The sequence below is a fragment of the Komagataeibacter melomenusus genome (assembly GCF_013155395.1).
In the GTDB taxonomy this organism is placed as follows: Bacteria; Pseudomonadota; Alphaproteobacteria; order Acetobacterales; family Acetobacteraceae; genus Komagataeibacter; species Komagataeibacter melomenusus.
Genome location: NZ_JABJWC010000003.1, coordinates 135,327 through 154,074 on the forward strand (window position 1 = coordinate 135,327; position 18,748 = coordinate 154,074).

Sequence of the window (18,748 nt, forward strand, 5' to 3'; positions counted from 1 at the left end):
AGGACGTGTGATGAAGCAGAAACCCCGGCTTTATGGCCGGGGTTTTTTATTGGAAGTTTTTGGTGAAGCTTTAAAAAAGGCGGGCGGCACCCAAAAACTTTTATCAGGGCAGCAGGATGGTGCTGCCAGTGGTCTTGCGTGATTCCAGCGCGGTATGTGCCTGTGCCGCGTCCTTCAGCGCAAAGGACTGGCCGATGCGCGGTGTCAGCACGCCTTTTTCAACCAGGGCAAACAGTTCATGCGCCGCATGCTCAAGGGCCGCGCGCTGGGCGATATAGGTCATGAGCAGGGGGCGGGTGAGGTACAGGCTGCCATGGCTGGCCAGCGTGCCGACATCCACCCCGGTCACGGCGCCTGTGGCATTACCGTAGCTGACCATCAACCCGCGCGGGCGCAGGCAGGACAGGCTGGTCTCGAACGTGGCTTTGCCAAGGCTGTCATACACCACCGGCAGCATGCGGCCTTCGGTCAGGGTGCGGACCTGTTCGACGACATTGTCGGTGCCGATGATGACATCCGCCGCGCCATTGGCCTTGGCCAGTGCCGCCTTTTCAGGCGTGGAGACCACGCCGATCACGCGCGCGCCCAGATGCCGCGCCCACTGGCACATGAGCAGCCCTACGCCGCCTGCCGCCGCATAGACCAGAATGTCATCGCCCGGCTGCACGCTGTACACCGCGCGCAGCAGCATGTGCACGCTCAGGCCGCGCAGCATCATGGCAGCGGCTGTCTGGGCCGTAATATCGGCTGGCAGCACCACGACCCGGTCTGCCGCGATGGTGCGCAGGGCGGCGTATCCGCCCGGTGTGGCAGGGTAGGCCACCCGCATGCCAGCCTGCAGGCCGGTGACGCCGGCACCGACCGCCGTGATGGTGCCAGCGCCTTCCATGCCGGGAATGGCGGGCAGGGCAGGGAATTTGTACAGCCCGCTGCGGAAATAGGTATCAATGAAATTGACGCCGATCGCCTCCTGCCGCAGCACGATTTCGCCGGGGCCGGGTGTCGGTTCGGGCAGTGTTTCCACGCGGAGGACATCCGGCCCCCCATAGTCATGTACGCGGATGATGGTATTCATGATCGTGGCTCCTGTTCGGTTATGCAGGGTCAAAGCGGGGTGGCGGACAGGGTTTCAAGGTCGAGCAGGAACTGCCGGTCGCGCGCGCCTTCATCACCGGGGTAGCTGTCGGGGTCGTAATCCGGGCAGTCGGCAAAATCGATGCGGTGGCAGGGAATGAAAATGGGGATGGGGTTCTCCGCGCAGGCGCTGAGAATGGTCTCGGGCGATACGCCAGCCTGATGGGCGGCCTCGCGCCAGTTGACCTGCTGGCCTACGGGAATGGTCAGCATGAACTGCCACGCCGCCTGCTGCTCTGGCGTGCCATAGGGGGCGAGCGGTAGCTGGCACAGCGCGGCCTCGCCATCAAAATAGGCTTCCAGCCAGGAGCGGGCTTCCGCCAGCAGGGGTGTTTCTTCCTGGTCGCGGCCCCAGCCCCAGTCAAGCGCCACGATCTTCCCATCCTCGGCGGAGACGGTGAGGGGCGCCAATGGCGAATGCATTGAAAGTTGTGGCATGAGTCACCTTGATCAGGACAAAGAGGTGAACGATAACGCCGTTCGCAGCACCGGCAAAATGATGATGACCTGATGGAGGCAAGAATGCAGGAAAATGATGGTTCGCCCCCGGTCATTTTCGCCCTGGCCAGCGGCCTGTCGCGCGCGGCAATTGCGGTCATGCGCCTGAGCGGGAAGGGGAGTGGCCGGATTGTGGAAAGCCTGTGCGGCCGCCTGCCTGCGCCCCGCCGGGCCTCGCTGCGCGGGTTGTGGAACCGGCAGGTCCCCACGCCCGTGCTGCTTGATCGCGCGCTGGTGCTGTGGTTCCCCGGTCCGGACAGCTACACGGGCGAGGATAGTGCGGAACTGCACCTGCATGCAGGCCCCGCCGTGATCAATGCCGTGGCCGATACGCTCGTCGCCCTTGGCGCGCGCCCTGCCGAGCCGGGCGAGTTCAGCCGCCGGGCCTTTGGCAACGGGCGCCTTGACCTGATGCAGGCCGAGGGCATTGCCGACCTGATCGATGCCGAGACCGAGGCCCAGCGGCGGCAGGCGCTGGCCCAGGTTGATGGCGCGCAGAGCCGCCTGTACCATGAATGGGCTGACAGGCTGCGCACGTTGCTGGCCCATCAGGAAGCGCTGATCGACTTCCCTGATGAAGAACTGCCGCCTGAAGTGGAGCAGGGCCTGCTCGATGGCCTGACAGCGCTGCACACCACCATGACCGCCTATCTGCATGAAGGCGAAGGGGCGGAGCGGCTGCGCCGGGGGCTGGTCTTTGCCATTGTGGGCGAGCCGAATGTGGGCAAGTCCAGCCTGCTCAATGCGCTGGCGGGGCGGGATGCGGCGATCGTATCCGCCCGTGCCGGTACTACGCGCGATGCAATCGAGACCCGTATCGTGCTGGGGGATGTGCCGGTAACGCTTGTCGATACCGCCGGATTGCGCGAAACAGAGGACGAGATTGAAGCCGAAGGCGTGCGGCGCTCAATGTTTCACGTGAAACAGGCCGATTGCGTGGTGCAGGTCTTTACCGGCAGCACCCTTCCACCCCGGCTGGAAGAAGCTGGCCTGCTGGTGTGCAACAAGATCGACCAGCAGGCGGCGCCTGAAGGGGCGATTGGCATCAGTGTTCTCACCCATGCGGGCATGGATGTGCTACGGACAGTGCTGGCCGGGAAAGCCCGCGCCCTGACCGCAGGCCGGGCCAATGCCCCGCTGACCCGCGCGCGCCATCGTGCCGCGATTGAGGAGACAGCGCACCATATCGGGCGCGCGCTTGCGCTGGCGTGGCCGGAAATGCGGGGCGAGGAAATGCGGCTGGCCATGCGCGCGCTTGGTCGCCTGACGGGTGCCGTGGATGTGGAAGCGCTGCTGGATACCGTGTTTGGCCAGTTCTGTATTGGCAAGTAGGAGCAAGGGGTGATGGATCGGGCCTATGATGTGATTGTGGTCGGAGGCGGCCATGCGGGGTGCGAAGCTGCCGCCGCTGCCGCACGCACGGGTGCGCGCACCCTGCTGCTCACGCACCGGCGCGATACGGTGGGCATCATGTCGTGCAACCCGGCGATTGGTGGCATCGGCAAGGGGCATCTGGTGCGCGAGATCGATGCGCTGGACGGATTGATGGGTATTGCCGCCGACCGGGCGGGCATTCACTTCAAGCTGCTCAACCGCTCCAAGGGGCCTGCGGTGCATGGCCCGCGCGCGCAGGCAGACCGCACGCTATACCGGCAGGCCATACAGGACCTGCTCGAGCAGACCGCTGGGCTGGAGATTGTGGAAGGCGCTGCGGGCGATCTGTTGCTCGATGCGCAGGGCCGCGTGGGTGGCGTGGTGTGTGAGGATGGCCGGGTGTTTTCCGCCGGTGCCGTGGTGTTGGCCACCGGCACCTTCCTGCGCGGCACCATCCATGTCGGGCATGACAGCGAACCGGCGGGCAGGGTAGGGGATCGGCCCGCCAATGCGCTGGGTGAACGCCTGGCCGCCCTCGGCCTGCGCATGGGCCGCCTCAAGACCGGAACGCCCGCCCGCATCGCGCGCGACAGCATCGACTGGGACAGCCTGCCCGAAGACCGGGGCGATGCCGAACCCGAACCCTTCAGCCGCATGACGGATTCCATCACCAACCCCATGGTCTCGTGCCGCATCACGGCTACCACGCCGCGCACGCATGAGATCATTCGCGAGAACCTGCACCTTTCGGCGCTGTATGGTGGCGCGATCTCTGGCCGGGGGCCGCGCTACTGTCCCTCCATCGAGGACAAGGTGGTGCGGTTCGCGCAAAAGGAGTCTCACCAGATCTTTCTCGAACCCGAAGGTCTGCCCGGCAACCCGGATGGCGGGCTGGTCTACCCCAATGGCATTTCCACCAGCCTGCCTGCCCATGTGCAGCTTGAAATGCTGCAAAGCATTCCGGGGCTGGAAAACTGCCGCATCGTGCGGCCGGGCTACGCGGTGGAATATGACTATGTCGACCCGCGCGAACTCGCCCCCACGCTGGAACTCAAAAGCCTGCCCGGCCTGTTCCTTGCAGGCCAGGTCAATGGCACGACGGGTTATGAGGAAGCCGGGGCACAGGGCCTGATCGCGGGCATCAACGCCGCCCGGCATGCTGCGGGTGAGGCAGGGGTAACGCTGGAGCGTGGCGATGCCTATATTGGGGTCATGATTGATGACCTGACCACGCAGGGCGTATCCGAGCCATACCGCATGTTTACCTCACGCGCAGAATACAGGCTGACCCTGCGGGCTGATAACGCTGACCTGCGGCTTACGCCACGCGGCATGGAATGGGGGTGTGTGACAGCACCACGCGCCGCGCGGTTCAAGGCGGATCAGGCGGCGATTGACGCGGCTACCCAGCGGGCGGGGCAGGAAACCTATGCGCCGGAGCTTCTGCGCCGGGCCGGGATCAGTGTCTCGGCAGATGGGCGGGCGCGCTCGCTGCTCGATGTGCTGGCCACTGACGCAACGCCTGCCATGATCGCCACCATCGCGCCCTGGTTTGCTGGCCTGCCGCCCCGCGTGGCCCGCCATCTGGCCACCGAGGCCCGCTACAGCGGCTACATTACCCGGCAGGATCGCGAGATCCGCCAGCTTGCTACCGAGGGCCGCATCGCCCTGCCGCCTGACCTTGATTACGCGCAGGTAGGCGGGCTGAGCAGCGAGATGCAGGAACGCCTTGCCCGCGTCCGGCCCGTAACCTTTGGCGCGGCCCAGCGTATTCCCGGCATTACACCCTCAGCCCTTGTGGCGCTGCTGGCGCATATTCGCCAGCGCCAGGTGGCAGCCTGATGGCGCGTGATGAAGCCGTGGCGGTGCTGGCCGATGTTTCACGTGAAACACGTGAACGGCTGGAACGGTATGCCGACCTGCTGCTGCGCTGGAATGCGCGCATCAATCTGGTCTCCCCGCATGACCTGCCGCATCTGTGGTCACGTCATATCGGGGACAGCCTGCAACTTGCCAGCCTGATCCCCCCCGGTGGCGTGGATCTGGTTGATATGGGCTCGGGCGGGGGCTTTCCCGGCCTGGTCATTGCGTGCGCGACCGATGCGCACGTGACGCTGATTGAATCCGACCAGCGCAAGGCCGCCTTCCTGCGCGAGGCGGCGCGGGTGGCGGGGGTGAAGGTGCGGGTGTGCGCGCAGCGGCTGGAAGTGGCCGATGTACCCCCCGCGCAGGTGGTGACGGCCCGGGCGCTTGCCCCCCTGTCGCGCCTGCTGGAATGGGGCTCGCGGTTCCTGCGGCCCGATGGTGTCTGCCTGTTTCTGAAAGGACGCAACGCAGGGGAAGAATTGACGATGGCCCGTGCCGATTGGCACATGGCGACAACCCGGATTCCAAGCCGTACCAATACGGATGGTGTGATTCTAGAATTGAGCGATATCAGGCGTGTCAGAGACCATAACAATGAATGATACGGGAAGCCGGTCCGCGTCTTCCCCCCGCATTATCGCGCTGGCCAACCAGAAGGGCGGCGTGGGCAAGACAACCACCGCCATCAACGTGGCGGCCGCGCTGGCCACCTCGGGGTTGAAGGTGCTGCTGGTTGATCTCGACCCGCAGGGCAATGCCTCGACCGGCCTCGGCGTGGGGTATGATGCCCGCAGCAGCGGCACCTATGCCATGCTGGAAGATGGCGCGCGCGCCGCAGGCGTGGTGCAGGCCAGTGCCGTGCCCGGCCTGTCGCTGATTGCGGCGGATACCGAACTGGCTGGCGCCGAGCTTGAACTGGTCATGGCGGAAGGGCGGGAATACCGCCTGCGCGAGGCCCTGGCCCAGATCGGCAGCGATTATGACGTGGTGCTGATCGACTGCCCGCCCAGCCTTGGCCTGCTTACGCTCAATGCGCTGGTGGCCGCCCAGTCGGTAATCGTGCCGCTGCAATGTGAGTTCTTTGCGCTTGAGGGCATCAGCCAGCTGGTGCGCACCGTCAATAGCGTAAGCAAGGGGCTCAACCCCGCGCTCAGGCTCGATGGCATCGTGCTGACCATGTACGACCGGCGTAACAACCTGTCGGAACTGGTGGCCGATGATGCCCGCAGCTTCTTTGGCGACAGGGTGATGGAAACCCTCATCCCCCGCAATATCCGCATCTCCGAGGCACAGAGCCATGGCCAGCCGGTCATGAATTACGATCAGCGCTCGTCGGGCAGCCAGGCCTATCAGGCGCTGGCGACCGAACTGGCGCAGCGTCTTGGCCTGTCATCTGGCCACAAAGGGAAGGCACGCGCGTGAAAACCAAGAAGGAAGCCGGTCGCCCCCGTCTGGGCCGTGGGCTTGCAGCACTGCTGGGCGAGCAGGTCAATGCGCTGCCCGCAGCCCCCGCGGTCGAGGGCCGCAAGGCACCCGAAGCCATTTCCAGCCTGCCGGTCGATGTGCTGGAACCCAGCCCCTTCCAGCCGCGCCAGCAGATGGAACCGGGCGCGCTGGATGAACTGGCCAGTTCCATCCGCGTGCGCGGCATCTTGCAGCCCATTCTGGTCCGGCCCCATCCGCAGCGTCCGGGCACTTACCAGATCATCGCGGGCGAGCGCCGGTGGCGGGCTTCGCAGATTGCGGGGCTGCATGACGTGCCGGTGCATATCCGCCCGCTTGATGATGGCGATGCCATGGCCGCAGCGCTGGTGGAAAACCTCCAGCGCGCCGATCTCAACGCCATCGAGGAAGCCGAGGGCCTTCAGCGCCTGCTTGATGATTACGAACTGACGCAGGATGAACTGGCCAGCGCCATCGGCAAGTCGCGCCCGCATGTGGCCAACATGGTCCGCCTGCTGCAACTGCCGCCACCCGTGCGCGATGCGGTGCGTCATCAGAGCCTGTCCGCAGGGCATGCGCGCGCCCTGCTGGCGCATCCCGACCCGGTGGCGGCGCTGAAGGTGGTGCTGGCGCAGGGGCTGAACGTGCGCCAGACCGAGGCCCTGGCCAGGCAGCACGAGCGCAAGGCCGCCACCGCGCGCGAGAAGGGGGAGAAAGCGGCCCGCAACCCCGAAATCGCTGCCCTCGAGCGCGATCTTGCCACAAGGCTGGGACTGAAAGTGCAGATCAGCTTTGACGGCAAGGGCGGGAGCCTGAAGATCGATTACCGCTCGCTCGAGCAGTTCGATGGCCTGCTGCGGCTGCTCCAGCGCTAGAAAATGTAAAAAAGTTCAAAAAACCCCTTGCCACCCAATGGGGTGACTGCTAGAAGCCCTCTCACCCGAGAGGGTAACCCTGTGGGCGCATAGCTCAGTTGGTAGAGCAGCTGACTCTTAATCAGCGGGTCCAAGGTTCGAGCCCTTGTGCGCCCACCATAGGGTTTAATAAGATTACAGAGGTCCCCATCAAGGCTTTGCCGGTGGGGATTTTTTGTATCATGCACGCAGCATGGCACTCTTGCAGCACAGAAGGGGGGAACAGCATGATGACTCCGTTCCTCCGCCCCGCAGGGTCTGGGTCGTGAGCGCGTTGCACGCGCCCCTGATTGGCGTCACGCTGGATAGCGAGCCGCCTTCCACCACGGGCGGCTATTCCCGCTTTGCGTGGTATGCGCTGCGCCAGAACTACATGGACATGATTTCCGCCTGTGGCGGCCTGCCGGTGGCTTTGGGCCATGACGTGGCACAGGCGGCGCAGATGGTGGCGCGGCTCGATGGGCTGGTGGTTACGGGTGGCGCCTTTGACGTGCCGCCCGAGCTGTATGGCGATGAGCCGCCGCATGCCACCGTGCAGACCAAGCCGCGCCGCACGGCGGCGGAGATAGCGCTGCTCGGGGAAGGGCTGGATTTGGGGCGACCCGTTCTGGGCATCTGTGGCGGCATGCAACTGCTCGCGGTGCTGCTTGGCGGGCGGCTGGTGCAGCATATTCCTGACACCTATCCCGCAGCCCTGGCGCATGAACAGCCCAACCCGCGTGATGAAGCCGGGCATGTGGTGCATGTTACCCCCGGCACGCAGCTTGCGCGGCTGGTGGGGTGCGCGACGCTGGAAGTCAATTCATCGCACCACCAGGCGGTGGCGGATGCCGGGCGCGGAGTCGTCAGCGCCACGGCGCCCGATGGCGTGGTCGAGGCCATTGAGCTTCCCGGCCATCCGTTCTGTATGGGGGTGCAGTGGCACCCCGAATTTGGCATATCGGCAGGAGACCGTCTTCTGTTCGAAGGGTTGATCGACGCTGCGAGGCAGACAGGAACATGACACAGGACCATTCCCCCCCGGCTCCCTCCGCGCGTGGCGACCGTATTGCCAAATGGCTGGCCCGTTCGGGTGTGTGCAGCAGGCGTGATGCCGAGCGCCTGATTGCCGAGGGCAAGGTGCAGCTCAACGGCGTGGCGGTCACCCATCCGGCCACTTTTGTCGATGAAGGCGATATCGTTCAGGTTGAACAGAAGGTTGTCGGCGCGCCCGACCGCACGCGGCTGTGGCGCTACCACAAGCCCGACGGGCTGGTCACAACCCACCGCGACCCCGAGGATCGCCCCACCGTGTTCGATTCCCTGCCGCCGGGCATGCCGCGCGTCATCAGCGTGGGCCGCCTTGACCTGAACAGCGAGGGGCTTTTGCTGCTCACCAATGATGGCGCGCTGGCCCGCAGGCTGGAGCTGCCCAGCAATGGCTGGATCAGGCGCTACCGTGTGCGGGTGTTCGGCGTGGTTGACGAGCGCGCGCTGGCATCCCTGATCAAAGGGAGCGAGTTCGAGGGCGTGCGCTATGGCCCGATCGAGGCGCAGCTTGATTCCGTCAAGGGTGACAATGCGTGGCTGACCGTGTCGCTGCGTGAAGGCAAGAACCGCGAGATCCGCAAGGTGATGCAGGGGCTGAACCTGCATGTCAGCCGCCTGATCCGCACCTCCTACGGGCCGTTCCAGCTTGGTACCCTCAAGCGCGGCGAACTTGAGGAAGTGACCGGCAAGGTGATCCGTGAGCAGGTTGCGGGCCTTGCGGGCGGCAAGACCCCGCGCGGCGCCTGATGCGCATCATCGCGGGTGAGTGCCGGGGCCGCAGCCTGCTGGCCCCGCCGGGGCAGGTCACGCGGCCCACGGCGGACCGGGTGCGCCAGGCCCTGTTCGATACGCTGGCCCATGCGCCCTGGGCCGGGACAGGCCTGCTGCACGGCGCGCATGTGCTCGACGGGTTTGCCGGAACGGGTGCCCTGGGGCTCGAGGCCCTTTCACGCGGGGCGGCATCGGCGCTGTTTGTCGAGCAGAACCGCGCGGCCCTGCGCTGTCTGCGCGATAATGTGCGCGGCTGCGGCATGCAGGACCGCGCCACGATTCGCGCCTGCGACATGCTGCGCCTGCCACCGCGCGGTGCCGCCGCACCCGCCGATCTGGTTTTTCTTGATCCGCCTTATAACCACGACCTGCCCGGTCGGGCGCTCGCCGTGCTGGAACGTGGCGGCTGGCTGCACGCCGGCACCCTCATCGTGGTCGAGACGGCTGCGACCGAAGCGCCCCCCGTGGCCGTGCCGCGCTTGCTGCTCGAGCGGCGGCATGGGGCGGCGTGCCTGTATGCATGGCGGCATGCGGCGGATGATAACGGGTGATTCATCGCCGATTTTATCCTGTCGGCCTTCTTTCTGTCGTGTGGACAGGGTTATAGTTGTTTTGTTTGGCGGGAATGGCAGGCGCGGCATGCAAGGTCATCTCCCTCGTGCTTTTGGTCCCCGCAGGCGGGCCTTATGATCGGGATATGGATTTTTGGCGATCTTCAGCCGTTTTTTTCCTGAATCACTCTCCTCTGGTCCGGCCCGCTCGCGCCTGCGTGAACGGTTGGCTGAAGCCGGTGGCGTGGGGTTGTGGATTCTGGCGCTGTGTCTCGCCATTGCGTTATGGAGTTATGACCCGCGCGATCCCTCCGCCAATACGTCAAGCGCGCAGCCGCCGGGCAACCTGCTCGGGCGGCCGGGCGCCTATATGGCCGATTTCATGCTCCAGGATTTCGGGATCGTGGGCACGCTGGCCATTTTCTGCCTCATGGCCTGGGGCTGGCGGCTGATCCGCCACCATGGTCTGGCATCGGCGCTGCTGCGTCTCATCGCCCTGTTATGCGGCCTGCCGGTCATCGCGGCCGATGTTGCGGCCCTGCCGCTGCTGTCGGGGCTGCATGCGCCGCAATGGCCGACGCAGGCGGGGCTTGGGGGCGCGGTTGGCCTGTCGGTCGCGCATATGTCCATTCAGGCCGCCACCGTGTTCATGGGGCGTGGCGGGCCTGTGCTCGTCTGGGTGCTGGGGCTGGTCCTTGGTTCCCTGCTGGTGCTGCTCGCCTTCGCCCTGTCCCTGTCGGAATGGCAGGGCATGGGGCGGGGCCTCCTGTTCGGGCTGCGTCAGCCCGTGGCGCTGACAGCCTGGCTGCGCCGCATGACAGCCCGGCCCGAATCCGGCCGGGGCAGGGCGCAGGAACCGGCACCGGCCAGTCCGCCAGCGGCACAGGCGGCGCCTGCCGCAGCGCCCCCGTCCTCAATGGCGGCGCTGATCGGGGAAGAGGACGAACCGCTTTTCAATACCGGCCTGACAGCCCCCGCGCCGCATGCGGCCGCTGCCCCCCCGCAGGCGGGTATGGCCTCCGGCACGGGCCTGATGGCGGTGCATGATGCAGCCCCCGCGGGCGGCCTGCGCGCGCCAGATGCCCCCAACATGCCCGCCACCACGGGCAGGGCGAAGGATACGGCGCCCCCCGCGCTGCCCGGCAGCCGCAAGGCGGAAGGCGGACGACCGGCTCAGGTGTCATTGCAGAGTAACTGGATGCACCCTCCGGGCATGGATGAGGATATTCCGCAGCCGCTGCTCATGGGGGGCGATGACACGGCAGCCGATCGCGCGCCATGGCATGACGAGCCCGTGTCGCCCGAAAACCGGCCCGTGACCGACCATCCGGGCACGCCATCCGCCAGTGACGAGCCTGCGCGCCCCAATATCTTCTCGCGCCTTTTCTCCGGTGGCGCGCGCGCCGATGAACCGCCCGCCCGGCCCGAGGCATATGAGTCGCCTGCGCCCGCGGCGTCCGCCACGCCTGCCTATACGCCTCCGGCGCAGCCGCAATGGCAGTTTCCCTCGCTTTCACTGCTTACGCCGCCGCCGCCTGCCTCAACAACCAAGCCGACGGAGGAACTGCTCAGGGCCAATGCCGCCCAGCTTGTCACCGTGCTGTCCGAATACGGGGTGCAGGGCACGATCGTGGCCTATCATGCAGGCCCGGTGGTCACGCTGTATGAACTCCAGCCCGCAGCCGGCATCCGCGCCGCCCGCGTGATTGGCCTGGCGGATGACGTGGCGCGTTCCCTGTCGGTGCTGAGCGTGCGCATCGCCACCGTGCCGGGGCGCAACGTGATTGGCATCGAGGTGCCGAATTCACGGCGCGAGACGGTCTATTTCTCCGAACTGCTCATGGACCCCCGATGGGCGCATTCCCCCGCGCGGCTCAACCTTGCGCTTGGCAAGGATATTGCGGGTGAATCGGTCTATAGCGACCTTGCCGCCATGCCTCACCTGCTGATCGCGGGCACCACGGGGTCGGGCAAGTCGGTGGGGGTGAACTCCATGATCCTGTCACTGCTCTACCGGCTCTCGCCCGAGCAGTGCCGCCTGATCCTGATCGACCCCAAGATCCTTGAGCTGTCCATCTACGAAGGCATTCCCCATCTCATGACGCCGGTGGTGACGGAACCGGCCAAGGCGGTCGCGGCCCTGAAATGGGCGGTGCGCGAGATGGACCGCCGCTACCGCGCCATGGCGCACCTGCAGGTGCGCAACATCGCCAGCTACAACGAGCGCGTGACCGAAGCCCGCGAGCGTGGCGAGATCGTGACCCGGCGCGTGCAGACCGGCTACGACCCCGAAACCGGCAAGCCGACATTCGAGGAGCAGCAGCTTGCCCTTGATTCGCTGCCCTATCTTGTCATCGTGGTGGACGAGATGGCCGATCTCATGATCGTGGCGGGCAAGGAGATCGAATCCCTGCTGCAGCGCCTCGCCCAGAAGGCGCGCGCGGCGGGCATCCATCTCATCCTGGCCACCCAGCGCCCCTCGGTCGATGTGATTACCGGCACCATCAAGGCCAACTTCCCCACGCGCATTTCATTTCAGGTTATCAGCAAGTTCGACAGCCGCACCATTCTGGGCGAGCAGGGGGCCGAGCAGCTTCTGGGCCGCGGCGACATGCTGTTCATGCAGGCGGGCGGACGGATCACGCGCGTGCATGGCCCGTTCGTGGCGGATGCGGAGGTGGAGGCCGTGGTGGCCTTCCTGCGCACGCAGGGCGAGCCGATCTATGATGATGATGTCATCTCGCCGCAGGAAGAAGACAGCGCGGACAAGCCCTTCGCCGCCCCCTCTGGTGGTGCTGAGGAAGATGGCCTGTTCGCGCAGGCGGTTGAGGTGGTGGCGCGTGAAGGCAAGGCATCGACTTCCTTCATCCAGCGCCATCTCTCGATCGGCTATAACCGCGCGGCCAAGATCATCGAGCAGATGGAAAAGGAAGGGCTGGTCAGCGAGGCCAACCACGTGGGCCGCCGTGAAGTGCTGATGCGCCGCCCGACGGAAGACGAATGAGGCCCCCTCCACCCCGGCATGCCTCCGTGCAGGTCACAGGCCCCCTGCCGTTCACGGTTCTGTACCGTGACAACCGCTTCGTGGTGCTCGACAAGCCGCCGGGGCTGCCGGTCCATCCCGGCCGGAAGGGCGGGGCGAGCGTCGAGGACTGGTTTCCCCTCATCTCACGCCATCGCAACGGGCCATGGCTGGCGCACAGGCTGGATCAGGACACGGCGGGCTGTCTGGTCGTGGCGCTGCGCAAGCAGGCGCTCGTGGCCGCGCAGGCCTGTTTTGCCTCAGGCCGCGCCCGCAAGACCTACTGGGCCATCGTGCATGGCATGCCCGCGGGGCTGTCTGGCGTGGTCGAGGCCCCGCTTGCCCGCGTGGAAGAGGCCGGGCAGTGGCGTATGCAGGCCAATGTACAAGGCGCGCCGCCCGCGCGCACGCGGTGGCGGGTGCTGGGGCAGGGCCGGGATGCGGCGGGTGCGCCCATAAGCTGGCTGGAACTGGCGCTGGAAACCGGGCGCACCCATCAGGCCCGCGCGCACTGCGCCCTGCTTGGCTGCCCCATCCGGGGGGACGGGCGCTATGGCGCGCCCGGGCCGGGGGCGCTACATCTCATGAGCCGCGGCATCATCCTGCCGCTTGACCCGCCCGTACGGGCTCTGGCCCCTCCACCGGATCATATGCGCCACATCATGGCCGAGGCGGGCTGGGTCGTGCCGCCTGCCAACGTGGAAAAGGAAACAGCACGGTGTTCGCCCATACTCTGACGCAGGAACTGCTGCGTGTTCTGGAACGGCCAGACCTGCGGGTGATTGCGGGCGCGCGGCGTATCGTGCTGGACCCGGTGCTCGAAGCACCTTTCCGCATCCTGCCCGATGGGGGGATCGTGCTCGGCCTGCCATTACAGGGCAACCTTGAGCAGACGGCCTTCTTCCTGCGCCATGCGCTGGAACTCGCCGCCCTGCTGGAACGCGCGCCCCGGCAGCCCTTTCATGCCGCCTTCTGCGCCGCCCGCACGGCAGCCCTGTTCTGGTACCTTGATACGGGTCGCACCGATAGCGATGCACCTGCCGCGTGGGTGCCCCCCATGGCTGGCCCCGATGTGCCGGACAGCGCCACCCTGCGCGCGATATGGCCCGCGCTTGCCCCTTTGCAGCCAGCCCTTGCAGCGCGGCCGGTAGCGGCTGATTTCACGGCGCTGCACGGCGCGCTTGTCCCGTTGTGGAAGCTGCTTGGCCCGATCGAGACCCTGATGGCCACGGGTGGCGATGCCCGGCTGGCAGTGGACCCGGCAACGGGGCTGAACCATTATGGCTGTTCGCACCGGCCCCGGCCCTGGGCCATCACCTTTGCCTCGTCCACGGCCTCGTCATTGTCCGAGCGCGGCTTTGCAGGCGCCGAAACGGCCCGTCTCGCTTTGGTGGCGGGGGCATTGCAGGGGCAGGCGGAGGCGGCAGCCCTGGCGCAGGATGCCGACATACAGGCCCGCATCGCCAGCTCTTTTGGCCTGACCGAAGCGGAGGGCGTCGTGCTGGCCCCTTCGGGCACGGATTGCGAACTCTATGCACTGGCCCTCGCGGCGCTGGCGCCCGGTGGCCGCCCCGTCAGCAATATCCTCCTTGCCCCCGAGGAGACGGGCAGCGGCGTGCCCCTGGCGGCGCAGGGCCGCCATTTTGCCAATGATACGGCCCTTGGCCACGGTGTGACGCGGGGTACGCGCATTGCAGGCTTCCCCGATGACACGGAGGTGGCCAACGTGCCCATGCGCGATGGGGCGGGCCATGTCCGCGCCTTGCCAGAGGTGGACGCGCAGACCTGCCGCCTGGCGCATGAACTGCGCGCCGCCGGTCGCCATGTGCTGCTGCATCGGCTTGACCTGTCCAAGACGGGCCTGCTGGCGCCGGGGCTTGCGGCGCTGGAACAGGCGACCGCCCCGCTGGAAACGGACTCGGGCGACCGGCCCGACGTGGTGGTGGATGCCTGCCAGGCGCGGCTCGAACCGGCACGGGTGCGCGCCTATCTGGACATGGGCTGGATGGTCATGGTGACCGGCTCCAAATTCTTTACCGGGCCACCCTTCTGCGGGGCGCTGCTGCTGCCTGCCTGCGTGCGCCGCAGGCTGGATGGCCCGCGCAGCCTGCCCGTTGGGCTTGCGGATTACAGCTACCGTGCCGCCTGGCCCGCAGGCCCCGCGCGCGACAGCCTGCCTGCAGGGCACAATATCGGCCTTATCCTGCGCTGGCAGGCGGCATTGGCTGAAATAACGGCGTTTGGCGCCATACCCCGCGCCGTGGTGCGCGACCGGCTGCGTACGTTCCTTGCCGCCGTAACGGCGCAGATCGCAGCAAGCCCCGTGCTGGAACTGCTGCCACCTGTTGCCCCCGCCCGGCCCGGCCCGGATCAGGCATGGGACTGCCTGCCCACCATCATGAGCTTTTTTGTCCGCGCGCCCGACAGCCCTGATGGCGGCTTCCGCCCATTGGCAGTGGCCGAGGCACGGCAGTTATATGCATGGCTCAATACCGATCTTTCCGGCTGCATCCCTGCTGATGATCCGGATGTCGCCCTTGCCGCGGTGCTATGCCATGTGGGCCAGCCGGTGCCGCTGGCCCATCCTGCCCTGCCGGGCGCACTGGCAGGCGCGCTGCGGATTTCGGCGGGCGCGCGGCTGGTTTCGGGCGAACCCTCGCATGAGGGCATGGACCCGACCGAACGCCTGCGCCGCGAGGCGCGCAATGTGGGGCGCATCCTTGACAAGATTGGCCTGATCCTGCGGCACTGGTCCCGCCTTGCCACCATGGCCCCGGTGCAGACCTACCTGCCGCATGGCTGGCGGGCGCGCGCGATCCTGCCTGCCTGATGACTTTTCCCTGTTTTTTCCATGATGGATTCCCGGCGTGACGATACAGACCAACCACGGCAATTTTCTTGATACCCCGCAACTGGAGAAGGGGGTGACCCGCTTCTGGCTGATCCGCCATGCCCTGGTGGAGCAAAATGCCCGCATGCGGCTGTATGGGGCGATGGATGTGCCGCTCTGCCCTGACAGCCTCGTGGCGCAGCGCGCGATGTACGAAACGCTGGCCCGCCGCCTGCCCAGGCCCGCCTTGTGGTTCACCTCGCCGCTATCGCGCACCCAGCATACCGCGCGCGCCATCCAGAAGGCAGGCTACGGCCCGCATGAATGGTGCGTGGAGCCTGACCTGACCGAACAGTCGATGGGCGAATGGCACGGCATTACGCATGATACGCTGCCCGATAAGCTGAGCCTGCCCGCCCACCCGTTCTGGTCGGTGGGGGCAACGGAACTGCCGCCGCAGGGCGAAAGCATGGTGCAGGTGTGCTCGCGCGTGGGGTCCTGCCTTGACCGCCTTGCCGCCGAGCATGAAGGGCAGGACATGGTGGTGGTCAGCCACGGGGGCGCCATCCGCGCGGCCCTGGCCCATGCCCTGCGCATTCACCCTGAAACGGCGCTGCATTTCTCCATCCAGAACCTGGCGCTGAGTGTGATCGAGCGCCTGCCGGAGGGGTGGCGCATCGTGACCGTGAACGACCTGCCACTGCCTTGAGAAACGGGGATGCAGAATAAAAGCTTCACCAAAAACTTTTATTCTTTACAATTATTTAAGCGTAATTCTCAGCGCAGGGCGCATGTCAGCAGGCAGGTCTCGGCGGGGCGTGCGGCATGCAGGTCATTGGATGCGGCCAGACCCGCCACGATCGCGGCGGTTGCCAGAATGAGCGAAAGCGTGTGCATGACCATTCCCTCCGCTGCTGGCGCGGTTGCCCTGGTCCGTCGCAGGGCCGAGGCCCGTCACCTGACCGGTTGACCATCATGCCCGGGCGCGGTTGCGGCAATCCAGTAAAAAAGTTGGAGTCCTGCGCGGCGTGCTGGTCCATCGCCGTGGGGCCGGGTATCATGCAGGCATGACACGTCCGCGCCCGGCTTATTTCATGGATATTGCGATGGCGGAGGCGCGGGCCGCGTCGCTGCGCGGCGAGGTGCCGGTAGGCGCCGCCCTTGCCGGGCCGCAGGGGCAGGTGCTTGCGCGCGCGGGCAACCGGGTGGAGGAATGGCATGACCCCTCCGCCCATGCCGAAATGCAGGTCATGCGTGCTGCAACCCGCCTGCGCGGCGGGGCGCGCCTGGCGGACTGCACGCTTTATGTCACGCTTGAGCCATGCCCCATGTGTGCAGCGGCGGCGGTGCATTTCCGTATCGGCCGGATTGTGTTCGGGGCGTATGACCCCAAGGGCGGGGGCGTGGAACATGGCCCGCGGGTGTTCGCGCAGGCCCGCTGCCTGCACCGGCCCGAAACGGTGGGCGGCATGCGTGAGCGTGAGGCCGGGGCGCTGCTACGGGATTTTTTTGCCCATAAGCGCGTCTAACCTATTTGTCATGCAACGGTATAACACGGGTCGGCTCTCTTGCGGCACAATGCAGGGAATGGGACTGTAATGCCCAGGCGGCCAGTCCCGCCCCGTTGTTTCGAGATTTCAGCAGGACCTCCATGCTCAGGGATGCCATGTCAGACGTAGTACGGTCGAACACCCTTTCCTCCCGCCGGTTTCGCACACGGTTGCTGGCCTCTCTGGTAGCCAGCACGGTTATCGGGGCGGGGCTGGTCTGCGCACCTGTGGCGCGGGCCGATGAAACCGGGGTCATCCACCCCGATACCCAGATCCAGCAGTTGCCCAACTTCGTCAACCTGGTCAAGCAGGTCAAGCCGGCGGTGGTCTCGATCACGGCCCGCATCAAGGATGCTGACACCGGCGAGGAAATGGGCGGCGGTGGCGGCATGCAGGGCGGCTTTCCGTTCCCGTTCCCGTTCCAGATGATGCCGCAGCAGGCGCACCGCACGGTCGAGGCGCGTGGCTCGGGCTTCGTCATCTCGCCCGATGGCTACGTCGTGACCAACAACCACGTGGTCAAGGGGGCCACCAAGGTCACGGTCACGCTTGATGACGGCACGGCGCTGCCCGCCAAGATCGTGGGCCGTGATTCCAAGACCGATATCGCCCTGCTCAAGGTCTCGCCCTCGGGCAAGCTGCGCTTTATCGAACTTGGCGACTCCGACAAGGTCGAGCCGGGCGAATGGGTGGTGGCCGTTGGCAATCCGTACGGCCTTGGCGGCACGGTGACCGCGGGCATCGTCTCCGCGCGCGGGCGTGATATTGGCGATGGGCCATATGATTCCTTCATCCAGGTGGATGCGCCGATCAATCGCGGCAATTCCGGCGGCCCGCTGTTCACGCAGGATGGCAAGGTGGTGGGGGTGAACACCGCCATCCTCTCGCCTTCAGGCGGGTCGATCGGCATTGGCTTCGCCATTCCGTCCGATACCGTGAAGAATATTGTCGAGCAGCTTGAAAAGACCGGCCATGTCACGCGCGGCTATCTGGGTGTTACGGCGCAGGAAATCACGCCGTCCATGGCCAGTGCGCTGGGGCTGAAGCCTTCGGCCACGGGGGCGCCGGCCACCGGGGCGCTGGTGGCCAGTGTCAGCGCGGGCAGTCCGGCAGAGAAAGCTGGCCTCAAGGCCGGTGACGTGGTGACCCAGCTGAACGGGCAGAATATCGATACGCCCCATACGCTGGCGGTCAATGTGGCCTCCATTACGCCGGGCACCAAGGCGTCGATCTCCTACCTGCGCAACAACAAGCCGCAAACGGCAACCGTGCTGATTTCGAGCCTGGGCAAGGGCGGCACGGCTGATGGCACGGTGGGCGACAGCACGCATGATGCCGACAAGGGCCCCAGGCTGGGCGTAACCCTGGCCCCGCTTACGCCTGACCTGCGCCAGCAGCTCGGACTGGAGGAGAGCGTGCGCGGTGTGGTGGTGAGCGACGTGCAGCCCGGCTCGGCCGCCGAGCAGGCCGGTATCCATGCCGGTGATGTCATTCAGGCGGTGGGTGAAGTGCCGGTTGAAAACCCGCGCGCGACCGTCTCGGCCATACGGCAGGCTTTCCAGGCCAATCACTCGGTGCTGCTGCGCGTGGTGCGCAACGGGCAGAGCGTGTTCGTGGCGGTCAGCCCCAATGCCGATGATAACGATGCGGCGACCGGTGATGATGATGACGATCAGTAAGAGCGGGTGAACCGAACGGATTGATATGGGGCCGGGGCAGTTCTGTCCTGGCCCTTTTTATGTGAGGGGCGGGGACGGGGGTGTAGC

Annotated in this window: 17 protein-coding genes and 1 tRNA gene; 16 read left to right on the forward strand and 2 right to left on the reverse strand. The window is 66.3% G+C overall.

All coding sequences use genetic code 11. The annotated features are described in order from the left end of the window. The first annotated feature begins 10 nt into the window (after positions 1-10). Positions 11-142, forward strand: coding sequence for a hypothetical protein (locus HNW77_RS17965; RefSeq protein WP_275942130.1), 132 nt, complete (start codon positions 11-13; stop codon positions 140-142). Here the strand turns inward: HNW77_RS17965 and HNW77_RS02470 are convergent. Next, positions 104-1,075 carry a quinone oxidoreductase family protein gene (locus tag HNW77_RS02470; protein WP_172155041.1) on the reverse strand — a complete coding sequence of 324 codons (972 nt, stop codon included), beginning with the start codon at positions 1,073-1,075 and terminating at the stop codon, positions 104-106. The genes HNW77_RS17965 and HNW77_RS02470 overlap by 39 nt on opposite strands. A 29-nt stretch (positions 1,076-1,104) precedes the next feature. Next, positions 1,105-1,557, reverse strand: a complete 453-nt coding sequence (locus tag HNW77_RS02475; protein WP_172155090.1) for a methylated-DNA--[protein]-cysteine S-methyltransferase — start codon at positions 1,555-1,557, stop codon at positions 1,105-1,107. 99 nt (positions 1,558-1,656) lie between these two features. On the opposite strand from HNW77_RS02475, the gene mnmE reads away from it, so the two are divergent. The 15 genes from mnmE (at position 1,657) to HNW77_RS02550 (ending at position 18,661) form a co-directional block, all read left to right on the forward strand. After that, entirely contained in the window at positions 1,657-2,964 is a 1,308-nt protein-coding gene (mnmE, locus tag HNW77_RS02480) for a tRNA uridine-5-carboxymethylaminomethyl(34) synthesis GTPase MnmE (protein WP_172155042.1), read from the forward strand. Positions 2,965-2,976: 12 nt separating this feature from the next. Further along, positions 2,977-4,848, forward strand: coding sequence for a tRNA uridine-5-carboxymethylaminomethyl(34) synthesis enzyme MnmG (gene mnmG / locus HNW77_RS02485; protein WP_172155043.1), 1,872 nt, complete (start codon positions 2,977-2,979; stop codon positions 4,846-4,848). After that, positions 4,848-5,474, forward strand: coding sequence for a 16S rRNA (guanine(527)-N(7))-methyltransferase RsmG (gene rsmG, locus HNW77_RS02490; RefSeq protein WP_172155044.1), 627 nt, complete (start codon positions 4,848-4,850; stop codon positions 5,472-5,474). The genes mnmG and rsmG overlap by 1 nt, the downstream gene beginning before the upstream one ends. Continuing rightward, on the forward strand, positions 5,467-6,294 hold the full coding sequence (locus HNW77_RS02495) for a ParA family protein (protein WP_172155045.1): 828 nt from the start codon (positions 5,467-5,469) through the stop codon (positions 6,292-6,294). Before rsmG ends, HNW77_RS02495 begins: the two co-directional genes overlap by 8 nt. Further along, entirely contained in the window at positions 6,291-7,190 is a 900-nt protein-coding gene (locus tag HNW77_RS02500) for a ParB/RepB/Spo0J family partition protein (RefSeq protein ID WP_172155046.1), read from the forward strand. Before HNW77_RS02495 ends, HNW77_RS02500 begins: the two co-directional genes overlap by 4 nt. Positions 7,191-7,273: 83 nt before the next feature. After that, positions 7,274-7,349: transfer RNA gene (locus HNW77_RS02505), tRNA-Lys, on the forward strand. 145 nt (positions 7,350-7,494) lie between these two features. After that, positions 7,495-8,232, forward strand: a complete 738-nt coding sequence (locus tag HNW77_RS02510; protein WP_276592051.1) for a gamma-glutamyl-gamma-aminobutyrate hydrolase family protein — start codon at positions 7,495-7,497, stop codon at positions 8,230-8,232. Next, positions 8,229-9,005, forward strand: a complete 777-nt coding sequence (locus HNW77_RS02515) for a pseudouridine synthase (RefSeq protein WP_172155050.1) — start codon at positions 8,229-8,231, stop codon at positions 9,003-9,005. Before HNW77_RS02510 ends, HNW77_RS02515 begins: the two co-directional genes overlap by 4 nt. Further along, the gene (gene rsmD, locus HNW77_RS02520; protein WP_172155052.1) at positions 9,005-9,580 is read left to right on the forward strand and encodes a 16S rRNA (guanine(966)-N(2))-methyltransferase RsmD; all 576 of its coding nucleotides are present in this window, start codon (positions 9,005-9,007) and stop codon (positions 9,578-9,580) included. Before HNW77_RS02515 ends, rsmD begins: the two co-directional genes overlap by 1 nt. A gap of 154 nt (positions 9,581-9,734) precedes the next feature. Then, the gene (locus HNW77_RS02525; protein WP_172155062.1) at positions 9,735-12,584 is read left to right on the forward strand and encodes a DNA translocase FtsK; all 2,850 of its coding nucleotides are present in this window, start codon (positions 9,735-9,737) and stop codon (positions 12,582-12,584) included. Next, positions 12,581-13,339: an RluA family pseudouridine synthase gene (locus tag HNW77_RS02530; protein WP_172155064.1), complete on the forward strand. Its 759-nt coding sequence runs from the start codon at positions 12,581-12,583 to the stop codon at positions 13,337-13,339. Before HNW77_RS02525 ends, HNW77_RS02530 begins: the two co-directional genes overlap by 4 nt. Then, positions 13,321-15,432 (forward strand): hypothetical protein, encoded by a 2,112-nt coding sequence (locus tag HNW77_RS02535; protein WP_172155066.1) that lies wholly within the window; start codon positions 13,321-13,323, stop codon positions 15,430-15,432. Before HNW77_RS02530 ends, HNW77_RS02535 begins: the two co-directional genes overlap by 19 nt. A 37-nt stretch (positions 15,433-15,469) precedes the next feature. Then, positions 15,470-16,141, forward strand: coding sequence for a histidine phosphatase family protein (locus HNW77_RS02540; RefSeq protein ID WP_172155068.1), 672 nt, complete (start codon positions 15,470-15,472; stop codon positions 16,139-16,141). 358 nt (positions 16,142-16,499) lie between these two features. Further along, a complete protein-coding gene (locus HNW77_RS02545) occupies positions 16,500-16,961 on the forward strand; it encodes a nucleoside deaminase (RefSeq protein WP_241694244.1) in 462 nt (153 codons plus the stop codon). A gap of 122 nt (positions 16,962-17,083) precedes the next feature. After that, on the forward strand, positions 17,084-18,661 hold the full coding sequence (locus HNW77_RS02550) for a DegQ family serine endoprotease (RefSeq protein WP_172155070.1): 1,578 nt from the start codon (positions 17,084-17,086) through the stop codon (positions 18,659-18,661). Positions 18,662-18,748: the final 87 nt, after the last annotated feature.

Excerpts from the sequence above, each read along its gene's own strand:
- HNW77_RS02515 (WP_172155050.1), top strand. The coding sequence starts at position 8,229 with ATGACACAGGACCATTCCCCCCCGGCTCCCTCCGCGCGTGGCGACCGT.
- rsmD (WP_172155052.1), top strand. The coding sequence starts at position 9,005 with ATGCGCATCATCGCGGGTGAGTGCCGGGGCCGCAGCCTGCTGGCCCCG.
- HNW77_RS02530 (WP_172155064.1), top strand. The coding sequence starts at position 12,581 with ATGAGGCCCCCTCCACCCCGGCATGCCTCCGTGCAGGTCACAGGCCCC.
- mnmE (WP_172155042.1), top strand. The coding sequence starts at position 1,657 with ATGCAGGAAAATGATGGTTCGCCCCCGGTCATTTTCGCCCTGGCCAGC.
- HNW77_RS02550 (WP_172155070.1), top strand. The coding sequence starts at position 17,084 with ATGCTCAGGGATGCCATGTCAGACGTAGTACGGTCGAACACCCTTTCC.
- HNW77_RS02545 (WP_241694244.1), top strand. The coding sequence starts at position 16,500 with ATGACACGTCCGCGCCCGGCTTATTTCATGGATATTGCGATGGCGGAG.
- HNW77_RS02475 (WP_172155090.1), bottom strand. The coding sequence starts at position 1,557 with ATGCATTCGCCATTGGCGCCCCTCACCGTCTCCGCCGAGGATGGGAAG.
- HNW77_RS17965 (WP_275942130.1), top strand. The coding sequence starts at position 11 with ATGAAGCAGAAACCCCGGCTTTATGGCCGGGGTTTTTTATTGGAAGTT.
- HNW77_RS02470 (WP_172155041.1), bottom strand. The coding sequence starts at position 1,075 with ATGAATACCATCATCCGCGTACATGACTATGGGGGGCCGGATGTCCTC.
- HNW77_RS02495 (WP_172155045.1), top strand. The coding sequence starts at position 5,467 with ATGAATGATACGGGAAGCCGGTCCGCGTCTTCCCCCCGCATTATCGCG.
- rsmG (WP_172155044.1), top strand. The coding sequence starts at position 4,848 with ATGGCGCGTGATGAAGCCGTGGCGGTGCTGGCCGATGTTTCACGTGAA.
- mnmG (WP_172155043.1), top strand. The coding sequence starts at position 2,977 with ATGGATCGGGCCTATGATGTGATTGTGGTCGGAGGCGGCCATGCGGGG.